This window comes from Bradyrhizobium sp. SEMIA (genome assembly GCF_014844175.1).
Taxonomy (GTDB): Bacteria; Pseudomonadota; Alphaproteobacteria; order Rhizobiales; family Xanthobacteraceae; genus Bradyrhizobium; species Bradyrhizobium arachidis.
Genome location: NZ_CP046601.1, coordinates 5,388,918 through 5,408,217 on the forward strand (window position 1 = coordinate 5,388,918; position 19,300 = coordinate 5,408,217).

The 19,300-nt window shown below is 67.9% G+C and carries 13 protein-coding genes, 7 pseudogenes and 1 riboswitch; of the genes and pseudogenes, 14 read left to right on the top strand and 6 right to left on the bottom strand.

Going from position 1 to position 19,300, the window contains the following annotated elements; all coding sequences use genetic code 11:
- Positions 1-102: 102 nt before the first annotated feature.
- The 3 genes and pseudogenes from bluB to cobU all read right to left on the bottom strand — a co-directional run bounded on the left by bluB (position 103) and on the right by cobU (position 1,915).
- Positions 103-735: a 5,6-dimethylbenzimidazole synthase gene (gene bluB, locus FOM02_RS26235; RefSeq protein WP_027558947.1), complete on the bottom strand. Its 633-nt coding sequence runs from the start codon at positions 733-735 to the stop codon at positions 103-105.
- 4 nt (positions 736-739) lie between these two features.
- Positions 740-1,415: pseudogene (locus FOM02_RS47185) on the bottom strand (adenosylcobinamide-GDP ribazoletransferase).
- The gene (gene cobU, locus FOM02_RS26250; RefSeq protein WP_027558949.1) at positions 1,412-1,915 is read right to left on the bottom strand and encodes a bifunctional adenosylcobinamide kinase/adenosylcobinamide-phosphate guanylyltransferase; all 504 of its coding nucleotides are present in this window, start codon (positions 1,913-1,915) and stop codon (positions 1,412-1,414) included. The pseudogene FOM02_RS47185 and the gene cobU overlap by 4 nt, the downstream one beginning before the upstream one ends.
- 120 nt (positions 1,916-2,035) lie before the next feature.
- On the opposite strand from cobU, the gene cbiB reads away from it, so the two are divergent.
- Complete coding sequence (gene cbiB, locus FOM02_RS26255; protein ID WP_027558950.1) at positions 2,036-2,989, top strand: adenosylcobinamide-phosphate synthase CbiB; 954 nt, start codon at positions 2,036-2,038, stop codon at positions 2,987-2,989.
- A gap of 11 nt (positions 2,990-3,000) precedes the next feature.
- Positions 3,001-3,965: pseudogene (gene cobD / locus FOM02_RS26260) on the top strand (threonine-phosphate decarboxylase CobD).
- Here cobD and FOM02_RS26270 read toward each other — a convergent pair.
- Positions 3,954-5,398: pseudogene (locus tag FOM02_RS26270) on the bottom strand (cobyric acid synthase). The pseudogenes cobD and FOM02_RS26270 overlap by 12 nt on opposite strands.
- Positions 5,399-5,403: 5 nt before the next feature.
- Positions 5,404-6,036 (bottom strand): cob(I)yrinic acid a,c-diamide adenosyltransferase, encoded by a 633-nt coding sequence (gene cobO / locus FOM02_RS26275; protein ID WP_027558953.1) that lies wholly within the window; start codon positions 6,034-6,036, stop codon positions 5,404-5,406.
- A gap of 40 nt (positions 6,037-6,076) precedes the next feature.
- Positions 6,077-6,298: riboswitch (cobalamin riboswitch) on the top strand.
- A gap of 95 nt (positions 6,299-6,393) precedes the next feature.
- Here cobO and FOM02_RS26280 point away from each other — a divergent pair.
- The 7 genes and pseudogenes from FOM02_RS26280 to cobJ all read left to right on the top strand — a co-directional run bounded on the left by FOM02_RS26280 (position 6,394) and on the right by cobJ (position 14,197).
- Positions 6,394-6,768 (top strand): DUF1636 family protein, encoded by a 375-nt coding sequence (locus FOM02_RS26280; protein ID WP_027558954.1) that lies wholly within the window; start codon positions 6,394-6,396, stop codon positions 6,766-6,768.
- On the top strand, positions 6,765-7,799 hold the full coding sequence (gene cobW, locus FOM02_RS26285; RefSeq protein WP_027558955.1) for a cobalamin biosynthesis protein CobW: 1,035 nt from the start codon (positions 6,765-6,767) through the stop codon (positions 7,797-7,799). Before FOM02_RS26280 ends, cobW begins: the two co-directional genes overlap by 4 nt.
- Positions 7,799-10,976: pseudogene (locus tag FOM02_RS46910) on the top strand (cobaltochelatase subunit CobN). Before cobW ends, FOM02_RS46910 begins: the two are co-directional and overlap by 1 nt.
- A complete protein-coding gene (gene cobG, locus FOM02_RS26300) occupies positions 10,973-12,103 on the top strand; it encodes a precorrin-3B synthase (RefSeq protein WP_265440116.1) in 1,131 nt (376 codons plus the stop codon). Before FOM02_RS46910 ends, cobG begins: the two are co-directional and overlap by 4 nt.
- Complete coding sequence (locus tag FOM02_RS26305) at positions 12,103-12,732, top strand: precorrin-8X methylmutase (protein WP_027558958.1); 630 nt, start codon at positions 12,103-12,105, stop codon at positions 12,730-12,732. Before cobG ends, FOM02_RS26305 begins: the two co-directional genes overlap by 1 nt.
- 2 nt (positions 12,733-12,734) lie before the next feature.
- Entirely contained in the window at positions 12,735-13,466 is a 732-nt protein-coding gene (locus FOM02_RS26310; RefSeq protein ID WP_027558959.1) for a precorrin-2 C(20)-methyltransferase, read from the top strand.
- Positions 13,463-14,197, top strand: coding sequence for a precorrin-3B C(17)-methyltransferase (gene cobJ, locus FOM02_RS26315; protein ID WP_027558960.1), 735 nt, complete (start codon positions 13,463-13,465; stop codon positions 14,195-14,197). Before FOM02_RS26310 ends, cobJ begins: the two co-directional genes overlap by 4 nt.
- Here cobJ and FOM02_RS26320 read toward each other — a convergent pair.
- Positions 14,173-14,918, bottom strand: a pseudogene (locus FOM02_RS26320) (cobalt-precorrin-6A reductase). The gene cobJ and the pseudogene FOM02_RS26320 overlap by 25 nt on opposite strands.
- A gap of 10 nt (positions 14,919-14,928) precedes the next feature.
- Between FOM02_RS26320 and cbiE the strand changes: the two are divergent.
- From cbiE to cobA, 5 genes and pseudogenes are all read left to right on the top strand, one after another.
- Positions 14,929-16,109, top strand: a pseudogene (cbiE, locus tag FOM02_RS26325) (precorrin-6y C5,15-methyltransferase (decarboxylating) subunit CbiE).
- Positions 16,106-16,474: a cobalamin biosynthesis protein gene (locus tag FOM02_RS26330; RefSeq protein WP_027558963.1), complete on the top strand. Its 369-nt coding sequence runs from the start codon at positions 16,106-16,108 to the stop codon at positions 16,472-16,474. Before cbiE ends, FOM02_RS26330 begins: the two are co-directional and overlap by 4 nt.
- Positions 16,471-17,252 (top strand): annotated as a pseudogene (cobM, locus tag FOM02_RS26335) (precorrin-4 C(11)-methyltransferase). Before FOM02_RS26330 ends, cobM begins: the two are co-directional and overlap by 4 nt.
- On the top strand, positions 17,252-18,562 hold the full coding sequence (locus FOM02_RS26340) for a cobyrinate a,c-diamide synthase (protein WP_027558965.1): 1,311 nt from the start codon (positions 17,252-17,254) through the stop codon (positions 18,560-18,562). The pseudogene cobM and the gene FOM02_RS26340 overlap by 1 nt, the downstream one beginning before the upstream one ends.
- A complete protein-coding gene (cobA, locus tag FOM02_RS26345; protein WP_027558966.1) occupies positions 18,559-19,290 on the top strand; it encodes a uroporphyrinogen-III C-methyltransferase in 732 nt (243 codons plus the stop codon). The genes FOM02_RS26340 and cobA overlap by 4 nt, the downstream gene beginning before the upstream one ends.
- Positions 19,291-19,300: the final 10 nt, after the last annotated feature.

Consider the following 19,300-nt stretch of genomic DNA (forward strand, 5'->3'; position numbering starts at 1 on the left):
AAACTACGCTTATGAACGCTCATTCGCAGCCTTTGGCAGCCCGATACCGTAAGCCTACGCGGCCAGGGAGTCGTCTGTTTCGGGTTCTGCAAGAACCAGCCTTCAACGCCGCAGCGTGAATTCGCCCGCTCCCCGCCGGTGCTCCCATTTCGCCCGCTCCAGCTCCGGCCGGTCGCATTCAGCCTCGGGATAGCCGACGCAGAGATAGGCGATGAACTTCCAGGTATCAGGCACGTCGAGAATGGTGTGAATTCGTGCAGGATTCAGGATCGACACCCAGCCAAGGCCGATACCTTCCGCGCGCGCGGCGAGCCACATCGCGGTGATCGCGGCGACGACGGAATATTCCGTCGTCTCGGGCATGGTGGCGCGGCCGAGGCCGTGGCCGATGTCGCTGGCCTTGTCGGCGAACACGGCGAGGTGGCCCGGCGCCTGCTCGAGCCCCGACAGTTTGAGCGTGGCGTAGCGCGCGGCGCGTTCGCCGGCATAGGCACCGAGCGCATCGGCGTTGCATGATTTGAAGTCGTCGATCACGGCGCGGCGGCGAGCGGCATCGTCGACGATGACGAAGCGCCAGGGCTGGCTGAGCCCGACCGAAGGCGAGAGGCAGGCGGTCTCGATCAGGCGGTCGATGGCGCCGTCCGGCAGCGGATCGGTGCGAAAGCGGCGCACATCGCGGCGCCACACGAACAGCTCGTGCAATTGCCGGCGGAAGGTGTCATCGAACTCGACCATCGGCTCAGCGTCCGATCTGAAAGGCCGCGGCGACCAGCAGGATCAGGATCTCGCCGATCTGCTCGAATGCGCCGAGAATGTCGCCGGTCTGCCCGCCGATCTGGCGGATTGCAAGCCGCGCCAGCAGCAGCCCGGCGAGCGAGAGCAGGATCAGGCCGACCAGCGCCTTGCCCGGCCCCAACGCCAGGGCGAGTGCGAGCGTTCCAACCGCAAAGGCGATGGCGACGCTCCGTCCCGGCGGTACTCCCCGCGCTGGCCGACAACGCCGCGAGCGCGCTCCAGCGCAGGCCGAACGACAGGATGAGCGCGCAGACACCATAGGTGCCGATCCGGCTGTCGCGCATGATCTCGAGCTTGCGCTCGCGGGTGCGGCCGCCACCGAGCCCGTCAGCGGTATCGGCAAGTCCGTCCTCGTGCAGCGCACCGGTGATCAGGGTGGTCGCAGCCAGCGCGAGCAGCGCGGCGAGGTTCGGCGTCAGTCCGACGCGGATGGCGATTTTGTAGACCAACGCGCCGGCAAGGCCGACCAGCAGTCCGGCGACGGGGAGCGCCCAGGTCGCGCGCGCGACGGCGCCGTCGGCTGCAGGCTTTGACGATGCCACGGGGAGGATCGTGACGAACGACGCCGCCATCCTGAGATCGGCGATGATGTCTTTCAAAAATTCGGCGCGCGGCATCATTTCAGTTTCATCGGCAGGCCGGCGACCACGAACTCGACCTCGTCGGCGACGGCGGCGATGGTCTGGTTCATGATCCCGGCGGCGTCGCGATAGCTGCGCGCCAGCGCATTGTCGGGCACGATGCCGAGGCCGACCTCGTTGGTGACGAAGACGGCGGGGCTTTTCAGGCGGGGCAGGGCGCTGGCGAGCTCTCTCACTTCACGCTCCCAGTCGCGCTCTGCATGCATCAGGTTGGAGAGCCACAGCGTCAGGCAATCCACCAGTCGTGCGCCGTCGCCATCGGTTGCGACCAGTGCGGGCACGAGATCGAGCGGCACCTCGCGTTCGAGCCAGTCAGTTCCGCGCCGCGCGCGATGCTTGGCGATACGCGTCTCCATTTCCGCATCGAGGGCCTCGGCCGTCGCGACATAAACGGGCTGCCCGGGGAAGGCGCGCGTGCGCATTTCCGCACGCTTGCTCTTGCCCGATCGCGCTCCGCCCGTGATCAAGATGACGGCCATGAAGGTCTCCTGTGGGCCTGACTAACCACCAAACGCGGCCAAAGACAAAGCCGAAATCAGGCGGGCAGGGCTTGCGCTCGCCCCTCGCTTTGCGCAACAGGGGCGGGACAGGAGGTGGGCGTGGGCTTTGCAGGTGCGATGGTGGTGGCGATGGCGGTGGATGCCCTCTCGGGCTGGCCGTCATGGCTGTTCGCCCGGATCGGCCATCCCGTGACCTGGCTGGGCCGGCTGATCGGCGCCATCGACGCCGCCTGGAATCGCGATTCCGATCCGCCGGCGCTCCGCCGCGCTGCAGGTATTGCCGGCGCGCTCGTGGTGATCGCGCTCTCCGTCGCGGTCGGCTGGGTGCTTCAGTCCTTGCTACAGTCAATGCTTCCCTGGGGCTGGATCCAGATCGTGCTGGTCGGCGTCCTCGCCTGGCCGCTGGTCGCTTTGCGTTCGTTGCATGATCACGTCGCCGCCGTCGCGCAGCCGCTACGGGCCGGTGACATCGCGGCTGCGCGCGACGCGGTCTCGCGCATCGTCGGCCGCGATCCCGCCGCCCTCGATGAAGCCGGCATCGCGCGCGCGGCGATCGAGAGTCTTGCGGAAAATGCGTCCGACGGCATCGTCGCGCCGGTGTTCTGGGGCGCGCTGTTCGGCCTGCCCGGCATCTTGGGTTACAAGGCGATCAATACCCTGGACTCCATGATCGGTCATCGCAGCGAACGGCACGAGGCTTTCGGCTGGGCCGCGGCGCGCATCGACGATGTCGCGAACTTCATTCCGGCACGCCTGACCGGCTTCTTGTTCGTGCTGCTGGCACCGCGCCGATCCCTGGCGCTGGCGTGCATGACGCGCGATGCGCGCCGTCACCGTTCTCCCAACGCCGGCTGGCCGGAAGCGGCGATGGCCGGTGCGCTCGGCGTGCGGCTCAGCGGTCCCCGCATCTATCATGGCAGCGTCACGAACGAGCCCTGGCTGAACGAAGGCGCGCGCGATCCGCATCCCGCCGACATCGGCGAGGGACTGAATGTCTACCGCCGCGCCATGCTGCTCCTCGCCGGTCTGCTTGCGATCCTCGCCTTCGCGTGAAAGAACAGAGCATGCGCGAGCACGGTGGAAATCTCGATCTGGCCCAGCAGCGGTTTGGCGGCCGCGCGGAGGACTGGATCGATCTGTCGACCGGGATCAACCGGCTGCCTTATCCGGTGGGCGAGGTGAGCGCGCGCGCGTGGAGCGCGCTGCCGTCGCGGGCCGAGATCGAGGCATTGCATCAGGCGGCGCGGCACGCCTACCGTACGAGTGCACCGCTCGTCGCGGTGGGCGGAGCGCAAGCCGCCATCCAACTGCTGCCGCAACTTGGCGCGCCCGGCTGCGCCCGCATCCTCGCGCCTACGTACAATGAATATGCGGGAGTGCTGTCGGCTGCGGGTTGGGACGTCCATGAAGTCGGCGAGCTCGATGCGCTGGCCGGCGCGGACCTCGCCATCGTGGTCAATCCCAACAATCCCGATGGCCGGACCTTCGCACCAAAGGATCTGCTGGCGTTGCTGCCGCGCGTCGGCCGTCTCATCGTGGATGAGAGCTTTGTCGACGCCGTTCCGCATCTGTCGCTGGCGCCGGAAGCGGATCGCCCTGGGCTGCTGATCCTGCGTTCCTTCGGGAAGTTCTACGGCCTTGCCGGCCTGCGGCTCGGCTTCACGATCGGCAACGCCGCTGACATTGCAAAGCTGGCGGCGATGTCGGGCCTTGGCCTATCTCTGGCGCAGCGATTGCGATTGGCGGCCGCGCATTGCGCGACGATGCCTGGGCGGAGGCGACATCGGCGCGGCTTGGGCGTGATTGTGTTCGCCTCGACGAGATAGCGCTAGGACAGGGCTGGCGGCTCATCGGCGGTGCATCGTTGTTTCGTCTCTACGAGACGTCAGACGCGCTCGCCGCGCAGGAGAAGCTTGCACGTCGCCAGATCTGGTCGCGCGTGTTCGCGCAAAAACCGGCATGGCTGCGGCTCGGGCTTCCCGGCGTTGAGGCCGAATGGACGCGCCTCGCCGATGCCCTAGCGCGCTAGCGCGAGCAGGCCCTCGACATCGAGATGTTTTTCGATGTGATCGGCGAGGGCGTCAAGCGCGCTTTCGACCCGGGCATGATAGGGCTCGTTGCCCGCGGGGATGTCGAGCTTCGCCAAAAACGCCTTGCGGAAATCATCCGACGTGAACAGGCCGTGCAGATAGCTGCCCTGCACGCGGCCATCCCTGGAGATCGCGCCTTCCGGCTCGCCGTTCAGCTTTGCGAACGGTCGGGCACGATCGGGCCCGTCGGTGCGGCCGATGTGGATTTCGTAGGCTTCGATCAACTGGTCGGTCGTGGCGTGGACGGCTGCGACGCGCGTCAACGTCTTCTGCGGGCTCATCACCGTCTCAACATCGAGAAGCCCGAGCCCCGGCGTATCACCTGCCGGGCCTTCAATGCCATCGGGGTCGGCAACGCTGCGTCCGAGCATCTGATAGCCGCCGCATAGGCCGAGCACGTGGCCGCCACGGCGGTGATGCGCGAGCAGATCGATGTCCCAGCCCTGCGCGCGCAGGAACGCGAGATCGCCACGGGTGGACTTTGAGCCGGGGATGATGACCAGTCTGACGTCGCCGGGGATCGCTTCGCCGGGGCGCACCATCAGGAGATCGACGCCTGGCTCGAGCTTGAGTGGATCGAGATCGTCGAAATTGGCGATGCGCGACAGCGCGAGGCACGCGATCTTGCATTGGCCGGGCTTGCGCGCATCACTGAGGCCCAGCGCGTCCTCGGCCGGCAGTCGCCGCGCGGCGAACCAGGGCAGCACGCCGGGCCGCGCCACGCAGTCTTCTCTTCGATCAGCCTGTAGCCGTCGTCAAACAGCGTGGGATCGCCGCGGAACTTGTTGATGACAAAGCCCTGGATCATCGCGGCATCGTCGGGGTCGATCACCGTCCTGATGCCGACGAGCTGGGCGATGACGCCGCCGCGATCGATGTCGCCAACGAGCACGACCGGCACGTCGGCCTTGCGCGCAAAGCCCATATTGGCGATGTCGGCCTTGCGCAGATTCACCTCGGCCGGACTGCCCGCGCCTTCGACCAGCACCAGATCAGCGCGCGCCTTCAACCGCTCAAAGCTCTCCAGCACCGCGCCCATCAGCGAGGGCTTCATCGCGGCGTATTCGCGCGCCCGCGCGGTGGCGATGCGTTTTCCATGCACGACGATTTGCGCGCCGACATCGGTCTCGGGCTTCAGCAGCACCGGGTTCATGTCGGTGTGCGGCTCGACGCCCGCCGCGAGCGCTTGAAGCGCCTGCGCACGCCCGATCTCGCCGCCATCGACGGTGACGGCCGCATTGTTCGACATGTTCTGCGGCTTGAAGGGAAGTACGCGCAAGGCCCGCCGTGTGAAGGCGCGCGCGAGGCCGGCCACGATGAGCGACTTGCCCACGTCCGAGCCGGCCCCCTGGATCATCAGTGCGCGTGCCATCGCGCTCAGAACTCGACGCCGGCTTGCGCCTTGATGCCGGAGCGGAAGGGATGCTTGACCAGCGTCATCTCGGTGACGAGATCGGCGATCTCGATCAGCTCGTCCTTCGCGTTGCGCCCGGTGAGCACGACGTGCGTCATCGGCGGCTTCGAGGTCAGGAAGTCGACGACCTCGGCGATGTCGAGATAGTCGTAGCGCAGCGCGATGTTGATCTCGTCGAGCACGACCATGCGCAGGTTCGAATCGAGGATCAGCTCCTTGGCCTTCTCCCAGCCGGCGCGGGCGGCGGCAATGTCGCGGGCGCGGTCCTGCGTTTCCCAGGTGAAGCCTTCGCCCATGGCATGGAACTGGCAGAGCTCGCCGAAATGGCCCGTGAGCAGACGCCGCTCGCCAGTATCCCAGGCACCCTTGATGAACTGCACGACAGCGCAGGGGAAGCCATGGGCGACGCAGCGGACGATCATGCCGAAGGCCGAGGACGACTTGCCCTTGCCGGCGCCGGTGTGGACGATGATCAGGCCCTTTTCGCCGCTCTTGGTCGCCATGATCTTGTCGCGGGCGGCCTTCTTCTTCGCCATTTTCTGGGCGTGGCGGGCGTCGGTTTCCTCAGTGGTTTGGGTATCCGGTTCTGGCGTCATCGGTCCCGGTCCTTCGGCTTGACAAGAGGCGGCCGGGGGCAAATGGTGGCCCGGCACTGGTTCCTGTCCTATGACAGGCGAAGAGGGAATGCGATAGGGTCCGAATCGGCAAGATTTGGGTCCAAAATGCAGCCGCCCCCGCGACCGTGACCGGAGAGATGCCCGAAGCCACTGATCCCCTAGGGGATCGGGAAGGCGGGGATCGAAGGGCCAAAACCCTGCTCCGCAAGCCGGGAGACCTGCCAGCGCGGACGAGTTTTGGACCGGCGGACGGGGTGTTCCGCGACGGGGAAACGGGCCTTCACGAGAATGGTCCGTGTGCCTCTTCGCCTCCCGCTGTTTATTCTGGAAGAGGCGATGACCGTCACACTTCACGTCTGCATCACCTGCCGCGCTGGCCAGACGCTTGGCGAAGGCGAGACCACACCCGGCAAGCGCCTGCATGGCGCGATCCTCGAGGCCGGCGTGCCCGAGGGCGTCAACGTGGTTCCCGTCGAATGCCTGTCTGCATGCAGCCAGGGCTGCTCGGTCGCGCTCAGCGCGCCCGGCCGCTGGTCCTATGTCTATGGCCGCCTGTCGGATGCGAACGCGCAGGACGTGGTCGCGGGCGCCGCGGCCTATGCGGCCGCGCCCGACGGCCTCGTGCCGTGGCGCAGCCGGCCCGAAATCTTCCGCAAGCAGTCGCTTGCCCGCATTCCCCCCATTGCCGTGTTGCCGGAGGCCGCCGAATGAACTCGCTCGCAAAAGTCCCTGTCACGGTGGTCACGGGCTTTCTCGGCTCCGGCAAGACGACGCTGATCCAGCATCTGCTCAGCAATGCCAATGGCAAGAAGCTCGCCGTGCTGGTCAACGAGTTCGGCAGCGAGGGCGTCGACGGCGAGATCCTGAAATCCTGCGCCGATGCCAACTGCCCGGAGGAGAATATCGTCGAGCTCGCCAATGGCTGCATCTGCTGCACCGTTGCCGACGATTTCATTCCGACCATGGAGCAGTTGCTGGCGCGCCCGGTGCGGCCCGATCACATCCTGATCGAGACCTCGGGCCTGGCGCTGCCAAAACCGCTGCTGAAAGCATTCGACTGGCCGGAGATCCGCTCGCGCATCACCGTCGACGGCGTGATCGCGCTCGCCGATGCCGAGGCGGTTGCCGCCGGTCGCTTCGCGCCGGACCCGGCGGCTGTCGAAGCGCAGCGCGCCGCGGACGAAAATCTCGATCACGAGACGCCGCTCTCGGAGGTGTTCGAGGACCAGATCGCCTGCGCAGATATCGTGCTGCTGACCAAGGCCGATCTCGCCGGCAGCGCCGGCATTGAAGCCGCCAAGGCCGCGATCGCCGCCGAGATGCCGCGCCGCGTGCCGATGCTGCCCGTCACCGACGGTGCGATCGACGCGCGCGTCATTCTCGGGCTCGGCGCCGCCGCCGAGAACGATCTTGCCGCGCGCCCGTCGCATCACGATGGCGAGGAGGAGCACGAGCACGATGATTTCGCCTCCGTCGTGATCGATCTTCCGGAGGTTGCGGATGTCGATACGCTGGTTGCGTCGGTGCAGAGGCTGGCGCGCGAGCAGAACGTGCTGCGTGCCAAGGGCTACATCGCGGTCGCGGGCAAGCCGATGCGCCTGCTGCTTCAGGCCGTCGGCGAGCGCGTGCGCCACCAGTTCGACAAGCCCTGGGGCGCGGGTCTCAGGCAGTCGAAGCTCGTCGTGATCGGCGAGCATGGCGATATCGATGAGGCCGCGATCAAGGCGGGATTGGGAGTCTGATGCACGTCGTCTTCCGCGAGAGCCGGGGTCTCGAGGAGACCGCGACGCCAAGAGACATCGGCCAGGACCCGGCCGATCTCGTGGTGCTCTCGTACTCGGATTCCGACCTTGCCGCATTCGCGGCGGGCTGGCGGCGCGGCCGTAGCAGCCTGCCGTCGCTGCGGCTCGCCAATCTCGCGGAGCTGCGTCATCCGCTCTCGGTCGACACCTATATCGAGCGCACGCTGTCGCAGGCGCGCGGCATCCTGGTGCGTCTGATCGGCGGAGAATCTTATTGGCCCTATGGCCTTGCGGCGCTCCAGCAGCTCGCCAAAGATCGTAACATCGTGCTGGCCGTGCTGCCGGCCGACGGCCGCGACGACACGCGGCTCGATGCTTACTCGACCCTGCCGGTCTCGACGCTGCGGCGGCTCAAGGTGCTTTGCGACACCGGTGGCCCCGTTGCCGCTCAGGCCGCGATTGCTCAGCTTGCGCTGGCTTCGGGCCTTTATGCCGGTCCGGTCGTCGGCGAGATGACCGTGCCCGAGATGGGCTTTTATGATCCCGCGCGTGGTGTCATCGCCGCGCCGGCGCCGGGTGAAGGCAGGCCGCTCGCGCTGGTGACCTTCTATCGCTCTTATCTCACTGCCGCTGACACCGGCCCGGTCGATGCCCTGATCGCTGCGCTGCGCGAGAAGGGTTTTGCGGCGTATGGCGTGTTCGTCACCTCCCTAAAGGGCCCGGGCGTCGCGGGCTGGCTGCGGGACTATCTTGCGAAGAACCCTCCGGCCGCGATCGTCAATGCGACGGCGTTTTCTGCGCTGGGCGAAGATGGCACGACGCCGTTCGATGCTGCGTCATGTCCCGTCTTCCAGGTCGCGCTCTCGTCGGCACGGCGCGAGGACTGGGCGGAATCGTTGCGCGGTCTGTCGCCCGGCGATCTCGCGATGCACGTGGTGCTGCCCGAGGTCGACGGCCGCGTGTTCGCGGGCGTCGTGAGCTTCAAGTCGGCGGCGGAGCGCGATCCCGATTTGCAATTTTCGCATCTGGCGCATCGGCCGGATGAGGAGCGCGTGACGGCCGTCGCCGCGCGCGTTGCAGCCTGGTGGCGCCTTGCGGAAAAGCCGGCTGCCGGGAAGCGCGTCGCGATCGTGCTTTCGAACTATCCGGGCCGGCCGCACCAGATCGCGCATGCGGTTGGGCTCGATGCGCTGGCTTCGGTCGAGGCATTGGTGTCTGACCTTGCAAAGGCCGGCTTCGATGTCGCGCCGGTCCATGCGCTCGGCGAGACGCTGCTGAAGCAGCATCTGAGCTGGAGCGTCGCCGATTACCGCGCGTCACTCTTACACCTCCCGCAATCCCTGCGGGATGATCTCGCGCAAGCCTGGGGCGGGCTGGAGACCGATCCAAGCTGCGGCAGCGGTGCGTTCCGCTTCGCGGCCACCGCTTGCGGCCAGTCAATCATCGCCGTTCAGCCGGAGCGTGGCGACGCCATCACGCGCGATTCCGACTATCACGATCTCGCCCGCACGCCGCGCCACGGCTATGTCGCGTTCTATCTCTGGCTCCGCGAGCAGGGCATTGATGCCGTCGTGCACATGGGGGCGCACGGGACGCTGGAATGGTTGCCGGGGAAATCCGTGGCGCTGTCGTCGGGGTGCTGGCCGGAAGCGCTGATCGGCGATCTCCCCGTCATCTATCCCTTCATCGTCAACGATCCCGGCGAGGCTGCGCAGGCCAAGCGGCGGATCGGTGCCGTCACCATCGGCCATCTGCCGCCGCCGCTCGAGCAATCCACGGTGCCGGAGGGTTTGCGCCGGCTCGAACGCCTGCTCGACGAATATTCGACCGCCGATGGTCTCGATCCCGCGCGCCGCCAGCGCCTGATCGCGGCGATCCGCGACGAGGCCCGTGCAGCGGGCCTCGAAGACGATCTCGGTCTCGATGCGTCGGCCGCGCCGGCCGAAGCCATTCCGCGCATCGACCGCTTCGTCTGCGATCTCAAGGAAAGCCAGTTCGGCGACGGCCTGCACGTGTTCGGCCGCGGCGCCTGCGGCGAGGCGGAGCGGGATGCGCTGCGTGCCGACGGGACGCAATCTCTTTGCCGTCGATCCGCGCGCCGTGCCGACGCCGTCGGCACATGCGCAGGGGGTCAAGCTCGCCGAAGAGCTGCTTCGTCGCCATTTGCAGGATCACGGCGACTGGCCGAAGGGCCTCGTGGTCGACCTCTGGGGCTCGGCGACGATGCGCACTGCCGGCGAAGAGTTCGCGATGGCGCTGCATCTGGCCGGCCTCGCACCGCGCTGGGATCACGCCTCCGGCCGCGTCACCGGCTACGACATCATCGCGCCGGCCGAGCTTGGACGGCCCCGCATCGACGTCACGCTGCGTGTGTCGGGGCTGTTCCGCGATGTCTTCTCCGGCCTTGCGCAATTGTTCGAGGCAGCATCCGAGGCGCTCGCAACGCGCGAGGAGGAGGGCGACGAGAATCCGTACCGCCACCGCGCCTCGCGCGTGTTCGCGCCGCGGCCCGGACAATACGGCGTCGGCCTCTCAGCGATCCCCGATGCCTTTACGGCAGATACGCGCGACGCCGCCGGCGAAGCCTGGCTGTCAGCCTCGTCCTGGGCCTTCTCCGCCGATGGCGCGATCAAGCCCGATCGCGCCGGCATCGAGCAGCGGCTCGCATCGGCCGATGCCTTCGTCCACGTCCAGGATTTGCCGGAGACCGATCTGCTGCTCGCTGCCGACTATGCCGCGCACGAAGCCGGCGTTGCGGCGGCCGCGGCCCATCTCGGCGCGGCCGGGCCATCGCTCTATCATCTCGACACGACGCGCCCCGAGCAGCCGCATGCGCGCACGCTGACGGAGGAGATCTCGCGCGTGGTTCGCGCACGCGCGGCCAATCCGGCCTGGATCGCCGGCATGATGCGTCACGGTTTTCGCGGGGCCGCCGAGATCACGGCGACACTCGAGCACATGGCTGCATTCGCGCATCTGGCCGGGGCCGTGCCGCCGCATCTGTTCGATCTGTATTACGACGCGACGCTCGGCGATGCCGACATCCGCGCCTTCATGGCGCACGAGAATCCGGCGGCGCTGGCCGCGATGGAGACCTGCTTCGCGCGCCTGCATGAGGCCTCCCTCTGGCGAACGCGCCGCAATTCGATCGCGGCTGCGCTGAAGGAGGCATCATGAGCGCGTCGATGGTCAAGGGCTGGTGTCCCGGCGCGCTGCGCCCGATGCAATCGGGCGACGGGCTGGTGGTCCGCGTGCGTCCGTTCGGCGGACGGCTTGAGGCAAACCAGATCGCCGGGCTCGCCGAGCTCGCCGAGCGCCACGGCAACGGCCTCATCGATGTGACCAGCCGCGCCAACCTCCAGATCAGGGGCGTGAGCGAGGAGACCCATCGGCCGCTGATCGACGGCCTTGCGCAGCTGCAATTGCTCGATCCAGATACCGACATCGAAGCTCGCCGCAACATCCTGGTGACGCCGTTCTGGACTGTCGGTGACGAGACGCAGGCGCTCGCTGCGGAGCTTGAAGAAGCGCTCGCCGACAGCGCGCTCGACCTTCCCACCAAATTCGGCTTCGCCATCGACGACGGCAAGTCGCGCGTGCTCGCCGGCGATTCCGCCGACGTGCGGATCGAACGCGATCGCGGCGGCCGTCTGCTGGTGCGGGCTGATGGCGCAAGGTTCGGCCACTCGGTCGCGCGCGGAGAGGCCGTGAGCACGGCGCTCGCGCTCGCAGGCTGGTTCGTCGCCTCCGGTGGCACGAAGGGCGGGCGGGCATTGCCCGCGGCCTTGCGCGGCGAGACCGAGCCTGCGCCCGTGATGCCGGCATCGCGGCCCGGGCATTATCCGCAAGGAGCGCTCGTCGGCGTCGCGTTCGGGCAGATGCTGCACACGACGCTGCATCAGTTTTCCGGCTGCGGTCACGCGCTGCGCATGACACCGTGGCGGATGGTTTTGAGCGAGGGCAAACGCGAGATGCCGAACGGCGCGGGTCTCATCACGGAGCCTCACGATCCGGCGCTGCGCGTGATCGCCTGTAGCGGTGCGCCGCGCTGCCGCGAGGCGCATGCCGACACGCGCGCGCTGGCGGCCGCGCTGGCGCCGCGCATTGCCCTCGACACGAAGCTCCACGTCTCCGGATGCGCCAAGGGCTGCGCTCGCTCCGGAGCCTCGGCGGTGACGCTGGTTGCGACCAGCGCCGGTTTCGATCTCGTGCGGAACGGCTCGACCCGGGACGAGCCGGTCCTGCGCGGCCTGAACTGTGCCGACATCGTCAGCGATCCCTCCATCCTGGTCGGAGGACACTGATGCCGCACACCTATGAAACCGACGGCGCGGCGATCTACCGGCAATCCTTTGCGACCATCCGCGCCGAGGCCGATCTTGCGCGGTTCACGCCCGATGAAGAGCAGGTCGTGGTGCGGATGATCCACGCCGCCGGCATGGTCGGGCTGGAAGCACATATCCGTTTCACGCCCGGTATGGCAACCGCTGCGCGCGCCGCCTTGCAGAAGGGCGCCCCGATCCTGTGCGATGCGCGCATGGTCTCGGAAGGAATCACGCGTGCCAGACTTCCTGCGGCCAATGCCGTGATCTGCACGCTCGGCGACGAGGCCGTTCCGGCGCTGGCGCAGTCCATGCGCAACACGCGCTCGGCTGCGGCGCTGGAGTTGTGGCGGCCGCATTTGGGTGGCTCAATCGTCGCGATCGGCAACGCACCGACCGCGCTGTTTCACCTCCTCAACATGCTGGAGGACCAAAACTGTCCGCGGCCGGCGGCGATCATCGGTTGCCCCGTCGGCTTCGTCGGCGCCGCCGAATCCAAGGCGGCGCTGATGGCCGATCCGCCGGTGCCGGCATTGACGGTCGAGGGCCGCCTCGGCGGCTCCGCGATCACGGTGGCCGCCGTGAACGCGCTGGCGAGCCGGAGCGAATAGCCATGGGTCGCATCATCTGCTGCGGTCTCGGCCCCGGCGATCCAGACCTGATGAGCGTGCGCGCCGATCGCATGGTGCGCGGCGCAAAGCACGTCGCCTATTTCCGCAAGAAGGGCAGGCCCGGCCAGGCGCGCCGCATCGTCGAGGGCATGCTGGCGGCCGAGGTCACCGAATATCCCATGGAATATCCGGTCACGACAGAAATTGCGTTCGACAGTCCGGAGTACGTGCAACTTCTCGCCGGCTTCTACGACGAATGGGCCGAGCGCCTGGCGCGGCTTGCCCGCGCGGTCGATGTCGTCGTGCTCTGCGAGGGCGATCCCTACTTCTACGGCTCCTTCATGCATCTGCACACGCGCCTGCAGGGCCGCGTCGAGATCGAGGTGATCGCCGGCATTCCCGGCATGGTCGGCTGCTGGAATGGCGTCGGGCAGTCGATCGCGCTCGGCGACGACGTGACGACGGTGCTCATGGGGACGCTTCCCGAGGACGAGCTCGAACGCCGCATGCGCGATTCCGATGCGCTCGTGATCATGAAGACCGGGCGCAACATCGCAAAGGTGCGCCGCGCGCTCGCAACCGCTGGGCGGCTCGATGATGCCTGGCTGGTCGAGCGCGGCACCATGCCCGGTGAGCGCGTGGCGCGGCTCTCGGAGATCGATGCCGCCGATTGTCCTTACTTTGCGATCGTGCTCGTGCATGGCAAGGGCCGGCATCTGGACGCCGCCGAATGACGGGCACACTGACCATCGCAGGCCTCGGGCCGGGCAGCGATGCTCTGGTGACGCCCGAGGTCTCCGCGGCGCTCGCAGCGGCGACCGATATTCTTGGCTATGCGCCTTATGTCTCGCGCGTGCCGCCGCGGCCGGGGCTGACCCTGCATCCGTCGGATAATCGCGAAGAGCTGCAGCGCGCGCGCGAAGCCCTGCGGCTCGCGGCTGAAGGCGGGCAGGTCGTCGTCGTATCCTCTGGCGATCCCGGCGTTTTTGCGATGGCCTCAGCGGTGTTCGAGGCGCTGGAGCAGGCGCCGCAATATCAAAAACTGCCGATCCGCGTGTTGCCCGGCATCACCGCGATGCTGGCGGCGGCCGCGCGCGCCGGCGCGCCGCTCGGCCATGATTTCTGCGCGATCAATCTCTCCGACAATCTCAAGCCCTGGGCGGTGATCGAGAAACGCCTGCGGCTCGCCGCCGAGGCCGACTTTTCGATTGCGATGTACAATCCGCGTTCAGTGAGCCGACCGGAGGGATTTGGCCGTGCGCTTGCGGTGTTGAAGGAAGCTGGTTGTAGCGACCGCTTAGTCATCTTCGCGCGTGCGATCAGCTCGGCTGACGAGAAGATCGAGACCGTCGCGCTGAACGAAGCGACGCCTGAGATGGCCGACATGCGTACGCTTGTCATCATCGGCAATTCGCAGACGCGCCGCGTCGGCCGCTGGGTCTATGCACCGAGGCGGGTCGAATGACCGAGCCACTGCATCACGTCAGTGACGCTCTCGACCCGCAGCCGCTCGGGCAGCCGCGGTCGGGAGATCATGATCACGGGCAGGCCGAGCCCTCGGGCCGCGTCGATCTTGGCGCGCGCGCCGTCGCCGCCGGAGTTGCGGGCGACGATCCAGGCGATGCCGCGGGCGCGCAGCATCTCGAGCTCGCCCTCGAGCGTGAACGGTCCGCGCGACACGATGACATCCGCGGCGAAGGGCAGGGGCGCTTCGGGCGGATCGACGAAACGCAGCGTGTAGGCATGCTGCGGCTTGCTCGCGAACGGCGCGATGTGCTGGCGGCCGATGGCGAGGAACACGTTTGCCGGCGTGTCGGGCAGCGCGGCGACCGCCGCGTTGACGTCCGCGACCTCGATCCAGTTGTCGCCTTGCGTCCTGTCCCATGGCATGCGTTCGAGGGCAATCAGCGGCGTGCCGGTCTCGGCGCACGCCGCAACCGCGTTGCGGCTCATCTCGGCGGCGAAGGGATGCGTCGCGTCGATCATATGCGTGATGCCTTCATCGCGGATATAGTCCGCAAGCCCGCTCACGCCGCCGAAACCGCCGATGCGGGTCGCAGCGGCTGATCGGCGGGCGCACGGGTGCGGCCGCCATAGGAATAGACGGCATCGATCTGCGCGCGCGCGATCGTCGCGGCGAGCAGGCTCGCATCGGCAGTTCCGCCCAGAATGAGGGCGCGCATCATGGTTGATTCCTTGGCTGATCCCTGGCTGACCATCATCGGTATCGGTGAAGATGGCCTTGCCGGGCTGCCCGAGGCAAGCCGAAAGGCGCTTGCCAAGGCGGAAACTGTTTTTGGCGGCGAGCGTCATCTCGCGCTTGCAGACGTTGGTCACCGCGGCCGCCCTGGCCGGTGCCGTTCGATGCGGATGTCGTGCTGAACTGCCGCAGCCGGCCGACGGTGGTGCTCGCCTCCGGCGATCCGTTCTGGCATGGCGCCGGCGCAAGTCTTGCCGAAAAGCTCGATGCCAACGAGTGGATCGCGCATTCGGCGCCGTCGACCTTCTCGCTCGCCGCTGCGCGGCTGGGCTGGCGTCTCGAGGCCGTTGCCTGTCTCGGCCTCCACGCAGCGCCGTTCGAACGTCTCATTCCGCATCTAGCGAATGGTGCGCGCATCATTTGCCTCGTGCGCGACAGGAGGGCGGCGGGTGATCTCGCGAAATGGCTCAGCGAGCGCGGATGGGGCGCGTCGGGCTTCTGGATGCTCGCCGCGCTCGGTGGGCCGCGCGAAAGCATTGCTGAACATCGCGCCGACAGCTTTGCGGGCGATGTCGCTGGCAACTTGGTCGCAGTCGCTGTTGAGGCGAGGGGCGGGCAAGGCATTCCCCGCAGCTCCGGCCTCTCAGACGATCTCTTCGTCCATGACGGACAGATCACCAAGCGGCCGGTGCGCGCGCTCGCGCTCTCGGCGCTGGCGTCGCGTCCGGGCGAGCGGCTGTGGGACATCGGCGCCGGCTCGGGCTCGATCTCGGTGGAGTGGGCGCTGTGCGGCGGGACGGCGATTGCGATCGAGGCGCGCGAGGATCGCGCCGCGAACATTCGCACCAATGCGGCGGCGTTCGGATTGGCGCATCGGATCACCGTCGTCACGGGAAGGGCACCTGAAGCTCTTGCTGGCCAAGACCCGCCGGATGCCGTCTTCATCGGCGGCGGTCTCGATCCCGCGATGTTCGATGCCGTCTGGTCCCGTCTCTTGCCAGGCGCGCGGCTCGTCGCACATTCGGTCACGCTGGAGACGGAAGCGCTGCTCGGCGAGCTGCATCAGCGCCATGGCGGCGAGCTGATGCGGGTCGAGATAGCGCATGCCGCTCCGCTCGGCCGCTATCGCTCGTGGGAGGCAGCCCGGGCGGTTGTGCAGTGGAGTGCGGTGCGATGAAAGTCGCCGGACTCGGATTCAAAAAGGATGTCACGCTGGCTTCGCTGCGCGAGGCGTTGCTGGCCGCTGGCGGCACTGAAGGTCTTGCGGCGGTCGCGACCGTCAGCGACAAGGCCGATGCGGAGGCGCTAAAGCAGCTCGCGCGCGAATGCGGCGTGCCGATCAAGGCCGTTCCGTCGGATGTGCTCGCGAATGTCGACACGCCGACGCAGTCAAAACTCGTCGCGGAAAAATTCGGAACCGGCTCGGTCGCCGAGGCGGCAGCGCTTGCGGCCGCGGGCCCTCGCGCGCGTCTGATTGCGACGCGCGTGGTCTCGCAGGATCGCACTGCGACGGCCGCGATCGCCGAAGGAGATGGCGCATGACCGTGCATTTCATCGGCGCAGGGCCCGGGGCGCCTGACTTGCTGACGTTGCGCGGCCGCGATTTGATCGCGGCCTGTCCGGTCTGCCTCTATGCCGGCTCGCTGGTGCCGGAAGGCGTTTTGGCGCATTGCCCGTCCGGTGCACGCATCGTCAACACCGCGCCACTGTCGCTCGACGAGATCATCGCGGAGATCGCCGCCGCGGATGCCGAGGGCAAGGACGTCGCACGGCTGCATTCCGGCGATCTGTCGATCTGGTCGGCGATGGGCGAGCAGCTCCGCCGCCTGCGCACACTCGGCATTCCCTACACGGTCACGCCGGGTGTGCCGTCGTTCTCGGCCGCCGCCGCCGCGCTGGAAGCCGAGCTGACGCTGCCCGGCCTTGCGCAGAAGTGGTGCTGACGCGCACGCCGGGCCGCGCCAGCGCGATGCCCGAAGGCGAGAACCTTGCCGCATTCGCGGCGACCGGTGCTGTGCTTGCGATCCATCTGTCGATCCATCTGCTCGACAAGGTCGTCGCCGAGCTCTCGCCGCACTACGGCGGAGATTGCCCGGTCGCGATCGTCTGGCGCGCAAGCTGGCCGGATCAACGCATCGTGCGTGCGACGCTCGCAACCCTCGATGCCGCCGTCGGTGGCGAGATGGAGCGCACGGCGCTGATCCTCGTCGGCAAGACGCTCGGCGCTGCGGATTTCGACGAGAGCCGTCTTTACGCCGTCGATTACGATCGCCGCTATCGTCCCGTCGGCGCCGAGCCGCGCTTTCCGGAGGCGTCGTGATGGCCGCAGGCCTCGTCATCTCTGCGCCGGCCTCCGGTGTCGGCAAGACCACGCTGACGCTGGCGCTCGCGCGCGCCTGGCGCCAGCGCGGATTGAACGTGCAGTGCTTCAAGAGCGGGCCCGACTACATCGATCCCGCCTTTCATGCCGCCGCGACGGGTCGCGCCTCGGTCAATGTCGACAGCTGGGCGATGGACCGCGCGGCGATCGCCCATCTCGTCAGCCGCGGCGCGGACGCGGATGTCGTGCTCGCGGAGGGCTCGATGGGCCTGTTCGACGGCGTCGCCGCGCGCGGGGTCTCCGGCACTGGCGCGACTGCCGATATCGCGGAGATGCTGGGCTGGCCCGTGGTGCTGGTGATCGATCCCTCCGGGCAGGCGCAGACCGCGGCTGCGATCGCAGCCGGTCTTCGCGACTACCGCGCCGGCGTGCGCCTTGCCGGTGTCGTGCTCAATCGTGTCGCCAGCCCGCGCCACGAGGACCTCGTGCGGCGCGCGCTCAACGACGCGGACATCGCCGTATTCGGCGCGCTGCCGCGCCATGCCGAGATCTCGCTGCCGAAGCGGCATCTCGGCCTGGTGCAGGCTGAGGAGCAGGCCGAGATCGGCAAGCTGATCGACGAGGCCGCGCGCTTCGTCGCCGAGCATGTCGATCTCGATGCGGTGCTGCGAGCGGCAGCGAGCTGGTCGCCGCAAGCTGCGTCGAACGGCCTCAATGTGACGCCGCCCGGGCAGCGCATTGCACTGGCGCGCGATGCGGCGTTCTCGTTCGTCTATCCGCACATGCTGGAAGCCTGGCGCGCGGCGGGCGCGGAGATCTCGACATTTTCGCCGCTTGCCGATGAAGGTCCCGATGCCAGTGCGGACGTCTGCTGGCTGCCCGGCGGCTATCCCGAGCTCCATGCCGGCAAGATCGCCGCCAATGCACGCTTTCGCAGCGGCCTGCGCGCCTTCGCCGAGACGCGGCCGGTGCACGGCGAATGCGGGGGCTATATGGTGCTGGGCACCGCTTTGACCGACGCCGAAGGCGTCCGCCACGAGATGACGGGCCTGCTTGGCCTCGAGACGAGCTTTGCCAAGCGCCGCATGCATCTCGGCTATCGTCTCGCCGCGCTCGCAGCACCGATGCCGGGACATCAGGCGGGCGCCCGGCTTCGCGGCCACGAATTCCACTATTCGACCATCCTTGCGCAGCCTGACACGCCTTTGGCGGTCGTGCATGATGCGACCGGCGCAGTCATTGCCGAGACCGGCTCGCGGCGGGGACAGGCGACCGGCACGTTCTTTCATCTGATCGCGGAGGACCGGTGAGCGGTTTTGTCTCCTTCGTCTCCGCCGGCCCGGGCGATCCCGAGCTCCTGACCGTGAAGGGCGCCGCGCGGCTGCGCGAGGCCGACGTCGTGCTCTATGACGATCTTGCCTCCGGCGCGATCCTCGACCTGGCGCGGCCCGGCGCCAATCTCGTTGCGGTGGGGAAACGGGCAGGGCGGCCCTCGACCAGGCAGCACCACGTCAACCGCTTGCTGGTCGACTACGCCGCAACCGGCGCGCGCGTGGTGCGGCTGAAGTCCGGCGATGCCGGGATCTTCGGCCGGCTGGAGGAGGAGCTCGAGACGCTGCGTGAGGCCGGTATCGGTTATGAGATCGTTCCCGGCGTCACCTCGGCCTGCGTCGCCGCCGCGCAAGCCGGCATTCCCCTGACCCGGCGCCATACCTCGCGCCGGGTGCAGTTCGTCACCGGGGCCGACGTCACCGGCGAGCTGCCGCAGAACCTGAACTGGGCGGCGCTGGCCGACCCCGAAGCGACGACCGTGGTCTATATGGGCCGCCGCACCTTTCCGGATCTTGCCGCAAAATTGATCGCGCAGGGCCTCGCCCCTAATACCCCCGCGCTGTTCGCCGAATCCCTCGGGCGCGCCGACGAGCGGCTGGTCCGCACCACGATTGCCGAGCTTGCCGAGCAGCTTGCGCGGGGCGGGGCGGCGTCGACCGCCGCCGTCATCCTGTTCGGCGCGCTGGCGGGGGATTATCCGTCATGATGGCCCGGCG

Bases quoted from the DNA above. Each gene is read 5' to 3' on its own strand.
- bluB (WP_027558947.1), bottom strand. From the start codon at position 735: ATGGTCGAGTTCGATGACACCTTCCGCCGGCAATTGCACGAGCTGTTC.
- cobU (WP_027558949.1), bottom strand. From the start codon at position 1,915: ATGGCCGTCATCTTGATCACGGGCGGAGCGCGATCGGGCAAGAGCAAG.
- cobO (WP_027558953.1), bottom strand. From the start codon at position 6,036: ATGACGCCAGAACCGGATACCCAAACCACTGAGGAAACCGACGCCCGC.
- FOM02_RS26280 (WP_027558954.1), top strand. From the start codon at position 6,394: ATGACCGTCACACTTCACGTCTGCATCACCTGCCGCGCTGGCCAGACG.
- cobW (WP_027558955.1), top strand. From the start codon at position 6,765: ATGAACTCGCTCGCAAAAGTCCCTGTCACGGTGGTCACGGGCTTTCTC.
- cobG (WP_265440116.1), top strand. From the start codon at position 10,973: ATGAGCGCGTCGATGGTCAAGGGCTGGTGTCCCGGCGCGCTGCGCCCG.
- FOM02_RS26305 (WP_027558958.1), top strand. From the start codon at position 12,103: ATGCCGCACACCTATGAAACCGACGGCGCGGCGATCTACCGGCAATCC.
- FOM02_RS26310 (WP_027558959.1), top strand. From the start codon at position 12,735: ATGGGTCGCATCATCTGCTGCGGTCTCGGCCCCGGCGATCCAGACCTG.
- cobJ (WP_027558960.1), top strand. From the start codon at position 13,463: ATGACGGGCACACTGACCATCGCAGGCCTCGGGCCGGGCAGCGATGCT.
- FOM02_RS26330 (WP_027558963.1), top strand. From the start codon at position 16,106: ATGAAAGTCGCCGGACTCGGATTCAAAAAGGATGTCACGCTGGCTTCG.
- FOM02_RS26340 (WP_027558965.1), top strand. From the start codon at position 17,252: ATGGCCGCAGGCCTCGTCATCTCTGCGCCGGCCTCCGGTGTCGGCAAG.